Origin of the sequence: Pseudarthrobacter sp. C4D7 (genome assembly GCF_013359725.1) — a bacterium.
Taxonomy (GTDB): Bacteria; Actinomycetota; Actinomycetes; order Actinomycetales; family Micrococcaceae; genus Arthrobacter.
The window spans coordinates 1-15581 of sequence record NZ_JABFMW010000036.1; the positions used below are offsets into that span (position 1 = coordinate 1).

At 67.3% G+C, this 15581-nt stretch carries 15 protein-coding genes; 2 read left to right on the forward strand and 13 right to left on the reverse strand.

Annotated features, from left to right (window positions below; genetic code table 11):
• Positions 1–98: 98 nt before the first annotated feature.
• The 8 genes from HNO81_RS17880 to HNO81_RS17915 all read right to left on the reverse strand — a co-directional run bounded on the left by HNO81_RS17880 (position 99) and on the right by HNO81_RS17915 (position 6343).
• Positions 99–1394 (reverse strand): MFS transporter, encoded by a 1296-nt coding sequence (locus tag HNO81_RS17880; protein ID WP_175319452.1) that lies wholly within the window; start codon positions 1392–1394, stop codon positions 99–101.
• Positions 1395–1452: 58 nt separating this feature from the next.
• Positions 1453–2337, reverse strand: a complete 885-nt coding sequence (locus HNO81_RS17885) for an SseB family protein (RefSeq protein WP_175319453.1) — start codon at positions 2335–2337, stop codon at positions 1453–1455.
• A gap of 21 nt (positions 2338–2358) precedes the next feature.
• Positions 2359–3105 (reverse strand): bifunctional 1-(5-phosphoribosyl)-5-((5-phosphoribosylamino)methylideneamino)imidazole-4-carboxamide isomerase/phosphoribosylanthranilate isomerase PriA, encoded by a 747-nt coding sequence (gene priA / locus HNO81_RS17890; RefSeq protein ID WP_141160950.1) that lies wholly within the window; start codon positions 3103–3105, stop codon positions 2359–2361.
• Positions 3106–3184: 79 nt separating this feature from the next.
• Positions 3185–3343 (reverse strand): hypothetical protein, encoded by a 159-nt coding sequence (locus HNO81_RS17895; protein WP_175319454.1) that lies wholly within the window; start codon positions 3341–3343, stop codon positions 3185–3187.
• The gene (gene hisH, locus HNO81_RS17900) at positions 3344–4102 is read right to left on the reverse strand and encodes an imidazole glycerol phosphate synthase subunit HisH (protein WP_175319455.1); all 759 of its coding nucleotides are present in this window, start codon (positions 4100–4102) and stop codon (positions 3344–3346) included. It lies immediately after the preceding gene.
• Positions 4099–4722, reverse strand: a complete 624-nt coding sequence (hisB, locus tag HNO81_RS17905) for an imidazoleglycerol-phosphate dehydratase HisB (RefSeq protein WP_175319456.1) — start codon at positions 4720–4722, stop codon at positions 4099–4101. Before hisB ends, hisH begins: the two co-directional genes overlap by 4 nt.
• A 61-nt stretch (positions 4723–4783) precedes the next feature.
• Positions 4784–5902 (reverse strand): histidinol-phosphate transaminase, encoded by a 1119-nt coding sequence (locus HNO81_RS17910; protein ID WP_175319457.1) that lies wholly within the window; start codon positions 5900–5902, stop codon positions 4784–4786.
• A 90-nt stretch (positions 5903–5992) separates the two neighbouring features.
• Entirely contained in the window at positions 5993–6343 is a 351-nt protein-coding gene (locus HNO81_RS17915; RefSeq protein WP_175319458.1) for a LysM peptidoglycan-binding domain-containing protein, read from the reverse strand.
• Between the two features lie 353 nt (positions 6344–6696).
• Between HNO81_RS17915 and lexA the strand changes: the two genes are divergently transcribed.
• Positions 6697–7428: a transcriptional repressor LexA gene (lexA, locus tag HNO81_RS17920; protein ID WP_175319459.1), complete on the forward strand. Its 732-nt coding sequence runs from the start codon at positions 6697–6699 to the stop codon at positions 7426–7428.
• Positions 7429–7474: 46 nt separating this feature from the next.
• Here lexA and HNO81_RS17925 read toward each other — a convergent pair whose 3' ends face one another.
• Positions 7475–9532 carry an ATP-dependent DNA helicase gene (locus HNO81_RS17925; RefSeq protein WP_175319460.1) on the reverse strand — a complete coding sequence of 686 codons (2058 nt, stop codon included), beginning with the start codon at positions 9530–9532 and terminating at the stop codon, positions 7475–7477.
• Entirely contained in the window at positions 9525–11102 is a 1578-nt protein-coding gene (hflX, locus tag HNO81_RS17930; RefSeq protein ID WP_175319461.1) for a GTPase HflX, read from the reverse strand. The genes HNO81_RS17925 and hflX overlap by 8 nt, the downstream gene beginning before the upstream one ends.
• A gap of 436 nt (positions 11103–11538) precedes the next feature.
• On the opposite strand from hflX, the gene HNO81_RS17935 reads away from it, so the two are divergent.
• Positions 11539–12162, forward strand: a complete 624-nt coding sequence (locus tag HNO81_RS17935) for a class I SAM-dependent methyltransferase (RefSeq protein ID WP_175319462.1) — start codon at positions 11539–11541, stop codon at positions 12160–12162.
• Here HNO81_RS17935 and dapF read toward each other — a convergent pair.
• Genes dapF through miaB form a run of 3 tightly spaced genes read right to left on the reverse strand, consistent with a single transcriptional unit; the run spans position 12134 to position 15579 of the window.
• Positions 12134–13078, reverse strand: coding sequence for a diaminopimelate epimerase (gene dapF, locus HNO81_RS17940; protein WP_175319463.1), 945 nt, complete (start codon positions 13076–13078; stop codon positions 12134–12136). The genes HNO81_RS17935 and dapF overlap by 29 nt on opposite strands.
• A gap of 44 nt (positions 13079–13122) precedes the next feature.
• Positions 13123–14019 carry a tRNA (adenosine(37)-N6)-dimethylallyltransferase MiaA gene (gene miaA / locus HNO81_RS17945; RefSeq protein WP_175319464.1) on the reverse strand — a complete coding sequence of 299 codons (897 nt, stop codon included), beginning with the start codon at positions 14017–14019 and terminating at the stop codon, positions 13123–13125.
• A gap of 3 nt (positions 14020–14022) precedes the next feature.
• Complete coding sequence (gene miaB, locus HNO81_RS17950) at positions 14023–15579, reverse strand: tRNA (N6-isopentenyl adenosine(37)-C2)-methylthiotransferase MiaB (RefSeq protein WP_175319465.1); 1557 nt, start codon at positions 15577–15579, stop codon at positions 14023–14025.
• Positions 15580–15581: the final 2 nt, after the last annotated feature.

The following is a 15581-nucleotide window of genomic DNA, read 5'->3' on the forward strand; positions in this document are numbered from 1 at the left end:
AACTCCTCCTCGCCGCGGCAGCCTAACCGTTGCAACGACCACTTGACTTTCCAGGGGCCAAAACGACAATTGCGCAGCAATCGATGGGTGGGGGACGCTCAGGCGGCAGCGCGGCGGCGGCGCTGCTGGAGGACCAACCCCACGAGGCAGAGCGCCACCCCGGCGGCGCCAACGGAAACGAAGCCGCCGGAGGGGCCCATGACGTCGATGAAGACGCCGGCCAGCGGCGAACCGAGCGCAACGCCGGCGGTGAGCGCCGAGCCGTACCAGCCCATGGCTTCCCCCCGCCGCTCCTCCGGCACCAGGTCCGCCACCTTCTCGGAGGCCGCCGAAAGCACCGGGGCGCAGAGCAGGCCGGGAAGCACGGAGATAAAGGCCAGCGTCCAGGTGTCATGCGCCAGGGCCATCGGCAGGGTGAACGCGGCCATCCCGAGCAGCAGGATGACCGGTGGAACGGGCCGGTGCATGGCCCCGTAGATCAGGCCGCCCACCACCGACGCGGCGCACCAGAAGACGAACACAATGCCGATTTCGCTCTGGTGTCCGCCAATTTCGAGCGCGGCCACAATGCCGACGTCGGTACCGCTGAGGACCATGCCCGCACCCGCGGCAACGGCGAAGAGTGCCGCGACCGTGGCGGTGAACCAGGCGAAGCCGCCGGCCAGCCTTCCCCGGAGGCCCTGTGCCGCGCTGGTGGCCGCGCCTGCCGGCGCCAGTTCCGCGGCCGCTTCCTGGACATGCGCCGGAGCGGTGGATACCACCGCGGCCTCGGCTGCGTGCTGCTCATCTTCCGCGCATTCGACTGTCAGGCCCTCGCTGCGGGTGGGCGGGTTGAACCACATGAGGAACAGCCCGGCGAGGGACGTTGCCACGCCCACCACCGTCAGTCCTGCCGTGGTGTGCCCGCTGGTGGCGACGACGGCGCCGGCGGCCGGGCCGATCATGAACACAAATTCCGTGGTGATGGCGTCCAGGGCGAAGGCCGTCCGCCTTTGGTCGCCTTCGGCCAACACGCCCAGGGACTGTCGGACCACGCTGAAAATGGGCAGGGTGAGGAGCCCACCGACGAACACCAGCGGCAGGAGCCACTGGTACGGCACGTGCGGCACGATGGACCAGATCACCGTCTCTGAGATGACCGAAGGGATCAGCGCGGTCCGCAGGCCGACGGTGTCCACGCGCCGTCCCCGCCATGGTGCGCCGAGGGCGATCCCGATGGTCATGACGGCCGCTGCGGCGCCCGCTGCAGCGTAGCCCTGGCCAAGGGTGAGGACGATGTGCAGGGTCAGCAGGACGCCCGCGGCTGAGTGCGGGATGCGGGCCACGATGCCCACCAGCAGCAGCCTCCGGATCGGCCGGACGGCAAGCAACTCCCGGTAGAGAGCGAAATTCACGAAAGCGGTCCTTCAGGATGCGCCGCAGCCCAGCAGGGATCACCCATCCGGCTGGCGGCTAGTCGGGAGCGCGCCTCAGTTTGATTTCCAGGGAATCGACGCGCTCCCCAAACAATACATTCCGGGACCACTCCCCCTGCAGGCCGGCTACCAGTTCCTGGACACCGGCTGCATCCAGGCCGTCCTCGAGGTACAGCACCACTTGCAGTTCCGGCCCGGTACCGCCCCCGGGGACCACGGACCCGTCTGCCGCCCTGGTTGCCACTCCCCTGCCGGGCAGCAGCTCAACGCCGCGGACGGCGGCGAAGCCGGTGGCGGCGTCCCCCATCTGGGCTGCCAGCTCCGGGTCGCTGTAGGAGGGGGTCCAGCCGTGCTGCTTGGCAAGGGCCCAGACGCCGGGCCTGCGCACCACGAAGGTCACGTCGGCACCGGGATCCAGGACCAGGAGTTCGGCCCCTTCAGCGACGGCCGAGAGGGCCGCCCGGGCGGCATAGACCGCCACCGGCCGGGCCTCCGGATGCCACGCGGCCAGTGCGGCCGCAGACGTGAACGCCGGCAGCGCGGTCCTGCCATCGGCGGCCTTCAGGGTCACCAGCGCCATGTCCGCCTGCTTGTCCGCGTGCAGGCCATGGTCAGTTTCGGCTTCTTCGGCGAGTTGGGCCACGATGGGGATGAAGACGCGGGCGGTGGCGAGTGCGGCAACCACGTCCGCCTCCTCGCCCGTCCCCTGCCGGAGCGCGGCAACGGCGGCGACGTACCCGGCGTCGGCCGTTCCGTCGTCGTCCTCGAAGTTATGGATCTTGGCGTCATCTCCAGCGAGGCTGCGGCCGGCCCAGGGCTGGCCCGCGGAATCCGTGGCACCACCGGCGCCGGCCAGCGCCGCCGCTATGTGGCCGGGCAGGTGGCGGGCCGGAGGGCTTGCCGGTTCTTCGGAGCTGGGCATGGCGGGGCTGCTTCCCCGCGCCTAGCGGCGGCCGGCGACGTCGAGGGCTTCGGGCAGCGTGAAGGCGCCGGCGTAGAGGGCCTTGCCCACAATGGCGCCCTCGACGCCCAGGGGGACCAGCGAGCGGAGGACTTTGAGGTCGTCCAGGCTGGAGATGCCGCCGGAGGCCACCACGGGCTTGCCCGTCTTCTCCACCATCTGGCGCAGGAGTTCAACGTTCGGTCCCTGCAGGGTGCCATCCTTGGTCACGTCGGTCACCACGTAGCGGGCGCAGCCGGCCTCCTCCAGGCGGCCCAGGACATCCCACAGGTCCCCGCCTTCCTTCGTCCAGCCACGGCCGGCGAGGGTGGTGCCCCGGACGTCCAGGCCGACGGCGATCTTGTCGCCGAAGCGCTCGATGGCCCGGGCGGTCCAGTCGGGGTTTTCCAGTGCCGCGGTCCCCAGGTTGACGCGTGCAACGCCCAGGTCCAGTGCGGCCTCGAGGGTCTCGTCATCGCGGAGGCCGCCTGAGAGTTCCACCTTGATGTCCAGCCGGCCCACCACTTCGCGGAGCAGGTCTGCGTTGGAGCCGCGGCCGAACGCCGCGTCCAGGTCCACCAGGTGCACCCATTCGGCACCCTGCTGCTGCCAGTTCAGCGCCGCTTCGAGAGGGGTTCCGTAGCTGGTTTCACTGCCTGCCTCACCCTGGACCAGCCGGACGGCCTGGCCGTTGACGACGTCCACGGCAGGCAGCAGTTCAAGTACCGGCAGGTCATGTGCGGTGGTCATACTCATCCTCGATGTTGGTTCTTCGGTTGGGACAAAAGCGGGGCCGGCGGCGTTTATGCCTCGTGGCGCCCCTGGACGGTCAGTTTCCCGGCAACGTGAGCAGGTAGGCCGCAATCAGTGACATGGCAGCCAGGGCATAGAAGGACACCTGGAGCCACAGGGGCCGCCCCTGCTGCCGGAACGAAATGCCGCCGCCGATCAGCAGGCCGGCGAGGCCCATCAGGAGTACGGCCCACATCTAGGCGTCACTGCCGGCGTTGGCCGGCGCGCCGGAGCCGGCGGCGTCCGGACGGCGCAGGCCTTCCACCCAGTTGCGCAGGAGCCGCGCGCCGGCATCGCCGGATTTCTCGGGGTGGAACTGGGTTGCGCAGAGCGGTCCGTTTTCGACCGCGGCGATGAACGGTCCGCCGTGCTCGGACCAGGTGACCAGTGGCGGCGCCATCCGGGGCTGGATGACGTCGAAGTTCCACTCCTGCACGCCGTAGGAGTGGACGAAGTAGAACCGTTCGTTTTCGACGCCGGCAAAGAGCTTTGAGCCTTCGGGGACCTTGACCGTGTTCCAGCCCATGTGCGGGACCACGTCAGCGGGGAGGGCTTCCACCTTTCCGGGCCATTCGCCGATGCCCCCGGCTTCGGTGCCGTGTTCGACGCCGGCTTCGAACAGGACCTGCAGGCCCACGCAGATGCCCAGTACAGGGCGTCCGCCTGCCACGCGCCGGCCGATGAGCCGGATTCCGTCCACAGCCTTGAGCTCGCGCATCACGGTTTCGAACGCGCCAACGCCGGGAACCACAAGGCCGTCCGCGTTCAGGACATCCTCCGGTTTGGCGCTCAGGATCACTTCCGCGCCGGCACGTTCCAGGGCGCGCACCGCGGACCTGACGTTCCCGGAGCCGTAGTCCAGGACCGTGACGGTGGGTTTGCCTTCCGGCGAGGGAAGCCGGCGCGACGCCGAGGGGTCGAGGATTGCCCCGTCCTTAAGTACCTGCCCGCTCACAGCGCGCCCTTCGTGGAGGGAATGCCCTCGACGCGGGGATCCGGTTCCACAGCTGCGCGGAGCGCCCGGGCAAAGGCTTTGAACTGTGCCTCGACGATGTGGTGCGGGTCCCGGCCGGCCAGCACGTTCATGTGCAGGCAGATGCCGGCGTGCAGCGTAATGGCTTCGAAGACGTGCCGGGTGAGGGACCCCGTGAAGTGGCCGCCGATCAGGTGGTACTCCTGGCCGGCAGGCTCTCCCCCGTGGACCAGGTAGGGGCGGCCGGATACGTCCACCACGGCGTTGGCCAGGGCCTCGTCGAGCGGCACGGTGGCTTCGCCGAACCGGCGGATCCCGGCCTTGTTGCCCAGAGCCGTCCGCAGGACCTCCCCGAACGTGATGGCAACGTCCTCCACGGTGTGGTGGACGTCGATGTGGGTGTCGCCGGTGGCCTTGACCGTCATGTCGATCAGCGAGTGCTTGCACAGGGCAGTCAGCATGTGGTCGTAGAACGGCACCGAAGTATCGATATCCGAGACGCCGGTTCCGTCGAGGTTGATCTCCACGAGGACGGAAGACTCGCTGGTGGCACGCTCCATGCGGGCGGTCCGGGAAGCCGTATTCGATCCGGTTGAACTCATGGTGAAGGATCCTTTGTGGGAGAGGAAGTGGTTCAAGGCGTCCAGCGCCGCAATATCAAGTCTAGGCGCGAAGCGCGGCGTGACCCGCAAGGATGCGTTCCAGGGACGTCAGGAACGCTGTGGTTTCCGCCTCAGTGCCTGCCGTCACCCGGAGGTGGCCGGGGATGCCGACGTCGCGGATGAGCACGCCTGCGTCCAACAGTTCCTGCCAGACCTGGTGGGGGTCCTCCAGGCCGCCAAAGAACACGTAGTTGGAGTCCGACGCAGCAGGCTTGAGGCCCATCCTGGTCAGTTCAGCCACGATGCGGTCCCGCTGCTTCTTGATGTCCTGGACGTCGGCCATGAGCGCTTCGCGGTGTTCCAGTGCGGCCAGGGCGGTGGCCTGGGTAATGGCGGACAGGTGGTACGGCAGGCGCACCAGCCGCAGGGCGTCGGTAACCTCGGGGGCTGCGGCCATGTAGCCGAGGCGGGCCCCGGCGAGGGCGAACGCTTTGCTCATGGTGCGGGAGACGATCAGCCGCTCCCGGCCGGGCAGCAGCGTCAGCGCGCTGGGCGTTCCGTCGTGCGCAAACTCGTGGTAAGCCTCATCGACGATCACGATGGTCTGGCTGTCGGCGCCGGCATCGTAGACGGCTTCCACGACGTCCAGTCCGAGCCCGGTCCCGGTGGGGTTGTTGGGCGAGCAGAGGAACACGATGTTCGGCTGGAGTTCCTTGACCTGCTGGGCGGCCGATTCCGCACTGAGGTCGTAGCCTTCCGCGCGTTCCCCGGTGATGTACCGGGTATCCGTTCCGCTGGCCAGCAGCGGGTACATGGAGTACGTGGGCGGGAAGCCCAAAGCGGTGCGGCCTGGCCCGCCAAAGGCCTGGAGGATCTGCTGCAGCACTTCGTTGGAGCCGTTGGCCGCCCACAGGTTGGTTTCGTCGAGGCCGTGGCCCAGGTATTCCGCCAGCGCCTTCCGGAGGGCCGTGAACTCGCGGTCCGGGTAACGGTTAAGGCCCGCAGCGGCCTCGGTAACGGCGGCACTGATGGCGGCGCGGACGTCAGCGGGCACACCGTGGGTGTTTTCATTGACGTTCAGCAGGATGGGGACGTCCAGTTGGGGCGCCCCGTACGGGGTGAGGCCGCGGAGGTTGCTCCGAAGGGGAAGCCGGTTCAGACGTTCTAGCTGGTCGTTCACCTGAACAGTTTAGTTGCCGCGGCAACGACCGGAAAATATGACGGTTCCGGCCCGACCTTTTAGGAGTGTCTTGCCGGCGATGGGGGGCTGTCAGTTGGTGGGAACGAAGAGCTGCTGTCCGGGAAGGACGGTGCCGACGGCAAGGTTGTTGAGCTGGACGATATCCGCAACGACATCGCGGGCATCGCGGCCCGGGGCAACGGCGCCGGCAATGGCCCACAGCGACTGGCCCGGCTGCACCGTCACGGAGACGGTGGGCGTCACCGACAGGTCCGCCACCGAATCCGAGGCCTTGGCCGGCGAGTTGAATAGGCCGGACAAGGACAGCAAAAGCACGGCCAGGAGTACGAGCGGAACTCCGATCAGGACAATCCTGCCGCGGCGGGTCAACCGCAGGGGCGCGGATGAAGGTGAAACCTGGTGACGAGATGAAGCTGACATGAACTAAGCCCTCCTGGACTGCCGTGCTGCCCGGGTGTCCGCCCGCCACTGCCTGGCCGTCATACCGCCTGCGGGAACACTCCCGGCCGGATATTCGAATGGAGCAGCTACTGGTTAGAACACATGTTCGAACTTTGCTTGTTAAGTTTTAGCACCTATCGACGAACAATGTCGAGACTCGCTAGAACAAATGTTTGAAAATGCAATGTGGCTGGCCTAGCTTTGAAACCACAGAACAACCACGACTGAAGTTGATCAGCAGGGTCTGACAATGACAGTGGGAGTCCTTCCGGCGGCACCATGGAACAGGGTCCGGCGGAGGATCCGGCGGCAAGCGAAAGGCATTGGCGAATATGGCAGCAGCAGCCGCCGGGGGCAGGACCGCCCCGCAATCCAAGAAGACCGCCAAGGGCCTGACCCCACGGCAGAAGAAAATCCTCGAAACCATCCAGCGCTCCGTCAACGAGAACGGTTACCCGCCGTCCATGCGCGAGATCGGCGACACGGTGGGCCTTGCAAGCCTGTCCAGCGTCACCCACCAGCTCTCGCAGCTGGAGAAGCTTGGTTATCTGCGGCGTGACCCCAAACGGCCGCGCGCGATGGAAGTGCTGATGCCCCTCACTTTGGACGGCGGCGGCAAAGGTGCCGGCTCGTCTCCCGCTCCCCAGGCTGCGGGCGGCGCCACGGTGACCGGGCTTCCCACCGCGCTGGATACGGCCATGGTTCCGCTGGTGGGCCGCATTGCCGCCGGCGGACCCATCCTTGCCGAGCAGATCGTCGAAGATGTCATGCCGCTGCCCCGCCAGCTGGTGGGCCAGGGCGAGCTGTTCATGCTCAAGGTGGCCGGTGACTCCATGGTGGATGCCGCCATCTGCGACGGCGACTGGGTGGTGGTGCGGCGGCAGGCTGACGCTGCCAATGGGGACATTGTTGCTGCCCTGCTGGATGACGAGGCAACCGTCAAGACGTTCCGCCAGCGCGATGGCCACACCTGGCTGCTCCCCCAGAACACGCAGTACGAACCCATCCTGGGTGACCACGCCACCATCATGGGCAAGGTTGTCTCAGTCCTGCGTTCGCTTTAGCCGCGTCCGTCTCAAGGGGGTTCGCGCCTCACGTGCCCGGCCGCTCTTAGGAAGCGTCGGCACCCAGCCTGGTCAGCGCGGCAAGCGCCTTGGTGCGGTCGGTGGTGGCCCAGAACGGCGGCAGGGCGCCGCGCAGGAAACCCGCATAGCGTTCAGTGGCGAGGCGGGAGTCCAGGACTGCCACCACCCCCTTGTCTCCGGTGGACCGGATCAGCCGGCCGGCACCCTGGGCCAGCCGGATGGCAGCGTGGGTAGCGGACACGGACATGAAGCCGTTGCCGCCCGCCTGCGCCACGGCGCGCGAACGCGCCGTCATCAGGGGATCATCGGGCCGCGGGAACGGGATGCGGTCGATGACCACCAGCCGGCAGGATCCGCCGGGAACGTCCACGCCCTGCCACAGGGACATGGTCCCGAACAGGCACGTGTCCGGTTCGTCGGCGAACTGCTTGACCAGGGCCGTCATGGTGGACTCGCCCTGGCACAGAACAGTCATGTCTAGCTTGGGTCGGAGGGCCTCTGCCGCTTCCTCGGCAGCCCGCCGCGAGGAGAACAAACACAAGGCTCCCCCGCCGGAAGCAGTGATGAGCGCTTCGAGTTCTTCCAGGGCCTCCGGGGAGACGCCGCGGCCGGGCTTGGGCAGGTGGCCGGCCACGTAGAGGATGCCCTGTTTGGGGTAGTCGAAGGGTGAGCCAACGTCCACGCCCGTCCAACTGGGCGCGCCGTCGCCGAGCAGGCCCAAGCCGCCGGCCGCCGGTTCAAAGGCGGACCCGATGGCCAGGGTGGCCGAGGTCAACACCACTGTATGGTCTGCGAAAAGGCCCTCGCGCAGCCTTCCGGCGACGGAGAGAGGCGCGATGTTGATCAGTACCGGTGCGCTGTCATCAGGCTGTGAGTAACCCTGGCCTGGGTCGAAGGTGCTGGCGCGGGAGAACCACACGACTTCACGGTTTTCCCGGGCGGCGATCAGCCGCTCGCACAGTTCCAGGATGAGCATGAGGCGCGACCGTGCCAACTGCCGCCCGCCGTCGGCCGTGGTGTTGCTGTCCCCCTTGGAGTCGGACAACGCCGCCCGGCACGCTTCGCGCAGCTGGTCAACGCAGTCAAGCAGCTCATCATTCAGGCCATTGGGGAGCAGGCCGCTGGGCGCGCCCGCGAGGGCCATTTCCAGGTTGGCAGCAGCGGCATTCAGGGCGTCAACGGTGATGGCGGTATGTTTGCGTGCGCCTGAAGCGGCCGCGTGGACCATGGCTACGGAGAGCTGCCCGGACACGGCTCCGGTGACGCGGTCCTGCAGCTCATGAGCCTCATCCACCACCACAACGTCGTATTCCGGCAGGACGGCGAGCCCTTCGAAGGCGCTGACGGCCAGCATGGCGTGGTTGGTCACCACCACGTCCGCCTCCGCAGCATCCTGCCGGGCGAGTTCGCTGAAGCATTCGGCAGCCATGGGGCATTTTTGCGCCCCCAGGCACTCCATGGATGTGACGGACACCTGGCGCCAGGCACGGTCGGTCACGCCGGGCAGGAGTTCGTCGCGGTCGCCGGTGGCCGTCTTTTCGGCCCATTCGCGCAGCCGCACCACTTCCTTGCCCAGTTGCGAGGAGGGCCCGCCCACGGACGCGGCGAAATGCGGGACGCTGGTGTCCTCCCCGAGCGAGAAGAGCTGCCCTTCCGACGGTTCCTCGGACGGGAAGCCACCCTCCAGCTTGTGCCGGCACACGTAGTTGGACCGGCCTTTGACCAGGGCAACCTTGACTGGCCGGTCCAGGGCCGGGGTGATGTTTTTCAGGAGCCGGGGCAGGTCCCGGCCTACGATCTGCGTCTGGAGTGCCAGCGTCGCCGTCGAAACGAGGGCCGGCTTGTTGCTTTCCAGGGCATGGGCGATCAGCGGAACCAGGTAGGCCAGGGACTTGCCGGTGCCGGTGCCGGCCTGGACTAGCAGGTGGTTGCCGGTTTCGATCGCCCTGGCCACCTGGCGGGCCATTTCATGTTGTCCGGTGCGGCTTTGTCCGCCCATGCCGGCGACGGCGCGGTCGAGCAGTTCAATGACGAACTGCTCGCCGGCCGTCTGCGCGGCTTCGCCGGCCGCGGCCTCAGTCATTGACGACGAAGGGTTCCAGTTCGGACGCCAGGCCCTCCCGGACCATCACCGCGGCCCGGGTACCTTCCGCAACGTGGTCGAGGCTGAGGATCTCGGCGTCGGACTCGTGCAGCTTGCTGATCAGGTTCCCCCGGTCATAGGGAATGAGCAGCTCCATCTTCACGGATGGCCGGGGAATCGACTCGCTGATGGCTTTCAGCAGTTCAGGAATACCCTCCCCGGTCCGGGCAGAAACCACCACGTGCCGCGGCTCGCGCTGCTTCAACCGTTCCACCACGAAGGGATCGGCCGCATCGGCCTTGTTCAGGACGATGATCTCCGGAACCTTGCGTGCGTCGACCTCGCTGAAGACCTTCCGGACTGCAGCGATCTGGCCTTCCGGATCGGGGTGCGAAACGTCCACCACGTGCAGGATGAGGTCCGAGTCGGCCACCTCTTCGAGGGTGGAGCGGAAGGCTTCCACCAGCTGGGTTGGCAGCGACCTCACGAACCCAACGGTGTCGGCCAGGGTGTATCCCAGACCATCAGCGGTTTCGGCTTTGCGGACGGTGGGGTCAAGGGTGGCGAACAGCGCGTTCTCCACCAGGACTCCAGCGTCGGTGAGCCGGTTGAGCAGCGAGGACTTGCCGGCGTTGGTGTACCCGGCGATAGCCACGGAGGGCACTTCATTACGACGGCGGTTGGCCCGCTTGGTCTCGCGTGCCGGCTTCATCGCGGCGATTTCGCGCCGCAGCTTGGCCATGCGGGTACGGATCCGGCGCCGGTCCAGTTCGATCTTGGTTTCACCGGGCCCACGGGAGCCCATGCCGGCTGCGGCGCCGCCAACCTGGCCACCGGCCTGGCGGGACATCGACTCGCCCCAGCCGCGCAGGCGGGGAAGCAGGTATTCCAGCTGTGCCAGTTCCACCTGGGCCTTGCCCTCGCGGCTCTTGGCATGCTGGGCGAAGATGTCCAGGATCAGGCCTGTGCGGTCGATGACCTTGACCTTGACGATGTCTTCGAGGCCTCGGCGTTGGGACGGAGCCAGTTCTGCGTCCACCACCACGGTGTCCGCGCCGGTGGACATGACGATGTCCTTCAGCTCCTGGGCTTTGCCGGAGCCCAGGAAAGTGCCGGGGTCAGGCTTGTCACGGCGCTGCACCAAACCGTCAAGGACCTCCGAGCCGGCAGTCTCGGCCAGGGCGGCCAGCTCACGCAGCGAGTTTTCGGCGTCGGCGAGCGTTCCTTCTGACCAGAGCCCGGCCAGGACGACGCGCTCGAGGCGCAGCTGCCGGTATTCGACTTCAGTGACGTCTTCAAGCTCGGTGGACAGGCCTGCCCGCCGGCGCAGTGCGCGGCGTTCCTCGAGGTCCTGCTGGTCGCCGTCGTACGTGGAATGTTCCTCGTCCAGCCGGGAGATGGCCTGTGCCTTGCCAAGCATGGCCTTGCCTCCGCCGCCTTCACCGCCGGACGTGCTGGGGTCTTTGGCGGGAACGTCCTTGGCGAGGATCCGGTCGATAACAGCCTGGATCTCCTGCGGACTCATGTCCTGGGCGGCTGGATCGGAACCGGTGTTGGGCTGGCTGGTCATGGTCTCCTTTGAAGATTCGGCAGTTCCAGAATAGTGCTGGTTGGTGGAATGGTGGTAAGTATTCGCGCTGGGCTGACGGCCTGCGGTCATGCAGTACTCCTGGTTGTTCGCCGCCGGCTGCGATGCCGGGGCTCGGATGCCGCGTTTGGAACGGCGGCAGGGCTCAAATGGGCCGGAGCATGGCGGGAAGTGCAGCATTGGGCTGACTTTCGAGTTTGTCCGGCGGCCGGGCAGACGGTGTGGTCTGGGCCGGTGCGCAGAGCGGAAGGCATGAAAACCTGCATCGCTGCGGGACGGGCTGTCGCTGGAGGACAGGGTGCGGGACGGGCGTGGCCCATGCCGGCTACTCGAAGATCAGGAACATGCCCTCCAGCGTAGCAGAGCGCCCAAGCCCCGGTTTCCCATTACGCTGCAGGGGGAACTACTCTGGCCAGTTATGGAGTCCGCACACTATTTCAGCACGTCCCCTGCCGGCCCCTTTACCCGGAAGCCGCTGACGGTGGACCTGGCCGGTGCGACCCGGCAGCTCCAGACCTCCTCGGGCATCTTCAGCCCCGATGGCATCGACAAGGGAACCGCGGTGCTCCTGTCCGAAGTTCCGGCCCCGCATCCCCAGGGCAACCTGCTGGATATCGGGTGCGGCTGGGGTCCGGTGGCACTCACCATGGCCCTGTTGGCCCCCGGCTCAAAGGTCTACGCCGTGGACGTCAACGAACGCTGCATTGCCCTGACCAATGAGAATGCCGCAGCGCTGGGGCTCGCCAACGTCGCCGCAAGCACCCCCGAGGCCGTGGATCCGGACGTCCGCTTCGACACCATCTGGTCCAACCCGCCCATCAGGATCGGGAAGGACGAGCTGCACGCCCTGCTCACCTTGTGGCTGCCGCGCCTGGCTGAGGGCGGAACGGCATGGCTGGTGGTGCAGAAGAACCTGGGCTCCGATTCCCTTCAGCGCTGGCTGGCTGCCGAACTGGACAGCTCCTTCACCGTGACCCGGGAGTCCACGTCCAAGTCCTTCCGCATCCTGAAGGTCAGGAAAGAGTCCCGCTCGCCACAATGACCGCCGGGCCGCTGAGCTCCACATGCTCGTGGCCGGCCGGGCCGGCGAAGAACTTCACACCCACCACTCCGCCGGGAACGTGGACGCGCCAGGCGTCGGGCGCTTCAGCCCCCGCCCAGTGCCTGATGGCGACGGCGGCAGCACAGGCACCCGTGCCGCAGGACTGGGTCTCCCCCACGCCGCGCTCGTGGACCCGCATGGTCACGGATCCCACGCCCTCATGGACCAGCGGTTCTGCCGGGACCACGAATTCGACGTTGGTCCCGTTGGCCGGGACCGGATCGACCTGTGGAGCGGTGAAGAGACGAAGGCCCGTGAGCTCTGCGGGTTCGGCGAGGGCCACCACCGTGTGGGGGTTGCCCATGCTCACGGAGAGGGCCGGCCGCGCAACCTCCAGCCCGTCGGCGGTGACAAGGGAATCCATGGCCTTGGCGCTGGCTTCACCGGGGAAAATGAACTCCCAGGGGCCCATGTCCACGGCGTACCCGTCTCCGGTCCTGACTACTGTTTTGACGCCGCCGCGCGTTCCAATGGTGAGCGAACCGCCGTCGGGCAGGTCGATCAGGCCCTCGGTCCGGAGGAAGTGGACGAAGACCCGGACCCCGTTGCCGCACATTTCGGACAGGGAGCCGTCAGCGTTGCGGTAGTCCATGAACCACTCAGCGTCCGGCACTCCGGCGAGCAGTTCGCGGCCCTCCGGCAGAAAGCGGGACGGCACGGCCCGGATGAGGCCGTCGGCCCCGATCCCCCGGTGCCTGTCGCACAGTGCGGCGGCCTGGTCCGCATCGATACCATTCGTGCCCTCGGGATCGGCTACCAGGACGAAGTCGTTGCCCGTACCGTGCCCCTTGGAAAAGCGGAGCCCGCTCAGTGTGCGGAGGGCGGGTCCGGTGGTTTCTGCGGGGGTAGCATTCATGCTCCCAAGCGTAGCGGCGGATGCGGCCGCCCCTGAAACCGCAGCTACCGGCACAACTCCGAGGCCTTGTTGACGAGTTCCGGGTCCTGCCAGTCCAGCCAGGCGATACGGGGGTCGGCGCGGAACCAGGTCAACTGCCGCCGGGCAAACTTCCGGGTGGCAGCGATGGTTTCCTCCGCGGCCGCTTCAACCGACGAAGTACCGTCAATGACCTGCAGGAACTGTGAGTAGCCCAAGGCACGGGAGGCTGTCCTGCCGCGGCGCAGTCCCAGGGCATCGAGCGTCCGGACCTCGTCCAGCAGCCCCTCGTCCACCATCCGGTGCACCCGTGCGGCCAGCCGGCCCCTCAGGACCTCGCGGTCCACGCCCAGGCCCACCTGGATGGCCGGCTGATGGTACTCACGCACGGGCATAAAGGAACTGAACGGGCGCCCGGTGAGTTCGTGGACCTCCAGGGCCCGGATGATGCGCCGGGCATCGGAGAGCCGGGTGGCTGATGTGGGATCCACCGTCCGCAGCCGTGCCAGAAGCGCGCCGGTGCCACGTTCCGCATGCTCCGCCTCAAGCCGGGCCCTCAGTGCGGGGTCAGTCCCCGGAAACTCCAGGACGTCCAGGGCAGCCCGGACGTACAGCCCGGAGCCCCCTGCCAGGATGGCCCGCCTGCCCCGTCGATGGATGTCGTCGATGGTTTCGCGTGCCTGGGCCTGGAAGTCGGAAACGCTGGCTTCCTCGGTCACGTCCAGGATGTCCAGGAGATGGTGCGGCACTCCCCTGCGTTCGGCCACCGTGATTTTGGCGGTGCCGATGTCCATGCCGCGGTAGAACTGCATGGCATCGGCGTTGATGACCTCGCCGTCCAAGGCGAGGGCAAGGTTCACGGCAAGGTCTGACTTGCCGGAGCCGGTAGGACCGACGACGGCGATGACCGGCGGGGCAGCCACGCGTCAGCGGGTGCGCAGCGGCAGGGAGGGCATGCCCAGGGAGACGCCCTTCCGCGCCTCTCCGGAACCCGGGGCCGGCGCGCCGCAGGAGTCGGCCTGGGACCTGTCCCACGCGTCACCCGCCCGCGACCGGCGCAGGCTGTAGTCCTCCAGCGTGGGATCGGCCACCAGGTGGAACGCAGCAGCTTCGGTGATGGTGACGGTAACGAGGTCCCCTGGCCGCGGGGCGGGAGCACCGTCCGGGACGGAGAAATGGACCAGCCGCTGGTCCTGCGACCGGCCGGAGAGCCTGTGCGTTTCCTCCGATTTCCGCCCCGACTGGGCGGTCACCATGACTTCGAGCCGGCGGCCCAGCTGCTTCCGGTTCTCCTCCGCCGCGATCCTGTCCTGCAGCGCGGTGAGGCGTTCGAAGCGTTCCTGGACCACGGCCTTGGGCAGCTGGTCGGGGAGGTCAGCGGCCGGGGTGCCGGGGCGCTTTGAGTACTGGAAGGTGAAAGCGGTGGCAAAGCGGGACTTCTCCACCACGTCCAGGGTGGCCTGGAAGTCTTCTTCCGTTTCGCCGGGGAAGCCCACGATGATGTCGGTGGAAATGGCGGCGTGCGGGATCTTCTCCCGTACCTTGTCCAGGATGCCCAGGAACTTGGTGGACCGGTAGGAGCGCTTCATGTCCCGCAGGATGCGGTCAGAGCCGGACTGCAGCGGCATGTGCAGCTGCGGCATCACATTGGGTGTCTCCGCCATGGCGTCGATGACGTCGTCGGTGAAAGCGGCCGGGTGCGGGCTGGTAAAGCGGACGCGTTCCAGCCCTTCGATCTTCCCGCAGGCACGGAGGAGTTTGGAGAAGGCCTGCCGGTCCCCGAACTCGACGCCGTAGGAGTTGACGTTCTGGCCAAGCAGGGTGACTTCGATGGCGCCGTCGTCCACGAGTGCTTGGATCTCTGCGAGGATCTCGCCGGGCCGGCGGTCTTTTTCCTTACCCCGCAGCGCCGGCACAATGCAGAAGGTGCAGGTGTTGTTGCAGCCTACGGAGATGGACACCCATCCCGAGTAGACGGAGTCGCGCTTGGTGGGGAGGGTCGACGGGAAGACATCCAGCGATTCCAGGATCTCCAGCTGCGCTTCATTGTTGTGCCGGGCCCGGTCAAGGAGAGCGGGGAGGGCGCCGACGTTATGCGTACCAAACACGGCGTCCACCCAGGGCGCCTTCTTGAGGATGGTTTCCCGGTCTTTTTGCGCCAGGCAACCGCCCACGGCGATCTGCATGCCGGGGTTGGCTGCCTTCACGGGGGCCAGGATGCCAAGGTTGCCGTAGAGCTTGTTGTCCGCGTTTTCCCGGACCGCGCAGGTGTTGAACACCACGACGTCGGCATGTCCGTCCTCTGCCGGGACGTAGCCCGCCGCCTCCAGCAGGCCGGACATCCGCTCAGAGTCATGGACGTTCATTTGGCAGCCGAAAGTGCGCACCTGATACGTGCGGGCCGGCATTCCGGGTTGCGGCAGAGCCCCGGCTTCGACGGAAGGGGTGGCGTCGGATTGGGGGGAAGGAATGGTCAAACTCACCC

Excerpts from the sequence above, each read along its gene's own strand:
- dapF (WP_175319463.1), bottom strand. The coding sequence starts at position 13,078 with ATGAATGCTACCCCCGCAGAAACCACCGGACCCGCCCTCCGCACACTG.
- HNO81_RS17915 (WP_175319458.1), bottom strand. The coding sequence starts at position 6,343 with ATGTCAGCTTCATCTCGTCACCAGGTTTCACCTTCATCCGCGCCCCTG.
- priA (WP_141160950.1), bottom strand. The coding sequence starts at position 3,105 with ATGACCACCGCACATGACCTGCCGGTACTTGAACTGCTGCCTGCCGTG.
- HNO81_RS17895 (WP_175319454.1), bottom strand. The coding sequence starts at position 3,343 with ATGTGGGCCGTACTCCTGATGGGCCTCGCCGGCCTGCTGATCGGCGGC.
- lexA (WP_175319459.1), top strand. The coding sequence starts at position 6,697 with ATGGCAGCAGCAGCCGCCGGGGGCAGGACCGCCCCGCAATCCAAGAAG.
- hflX (WP_175319461.1), bottom strand. The coding sequence starts at position 11,102 with ATGACCAGCCAGCCCAACACCGGTTCCGATCCAGCCGCCCAGGACATG.
- HNO81_RS17925 (WP_175319460.1), bottom strand. The coding sequence starts at position 9,532 with ATGACTGAGGCCGCGGCCGGCGAAGCCGCGCAGACGGCCGGCGAGCAG.
- hisB (WP_175319456.1), bottom strand. The coding sequence starts at position 4,722 with ATGAGTTCAACCGGATCGAATACGGCTTCCCGGACCGCCCGCATGGAG.
- HNO81_RS17935 (WP_175319462.1), top strand. The coding sequence starts at position 11,539 with ATGGAGTCCGCACACTATTTCAGCACGTCCCCTGCCGGCCCCTTTACC.
- HNO81_RS17885 (WP_175319453.1), bottom strand. The coding sequence starts at position 2,337 with ATGCCCAGCTCCGAAGAACCGGCAAGCCCTCCGGCCCGCCACCTGCCC.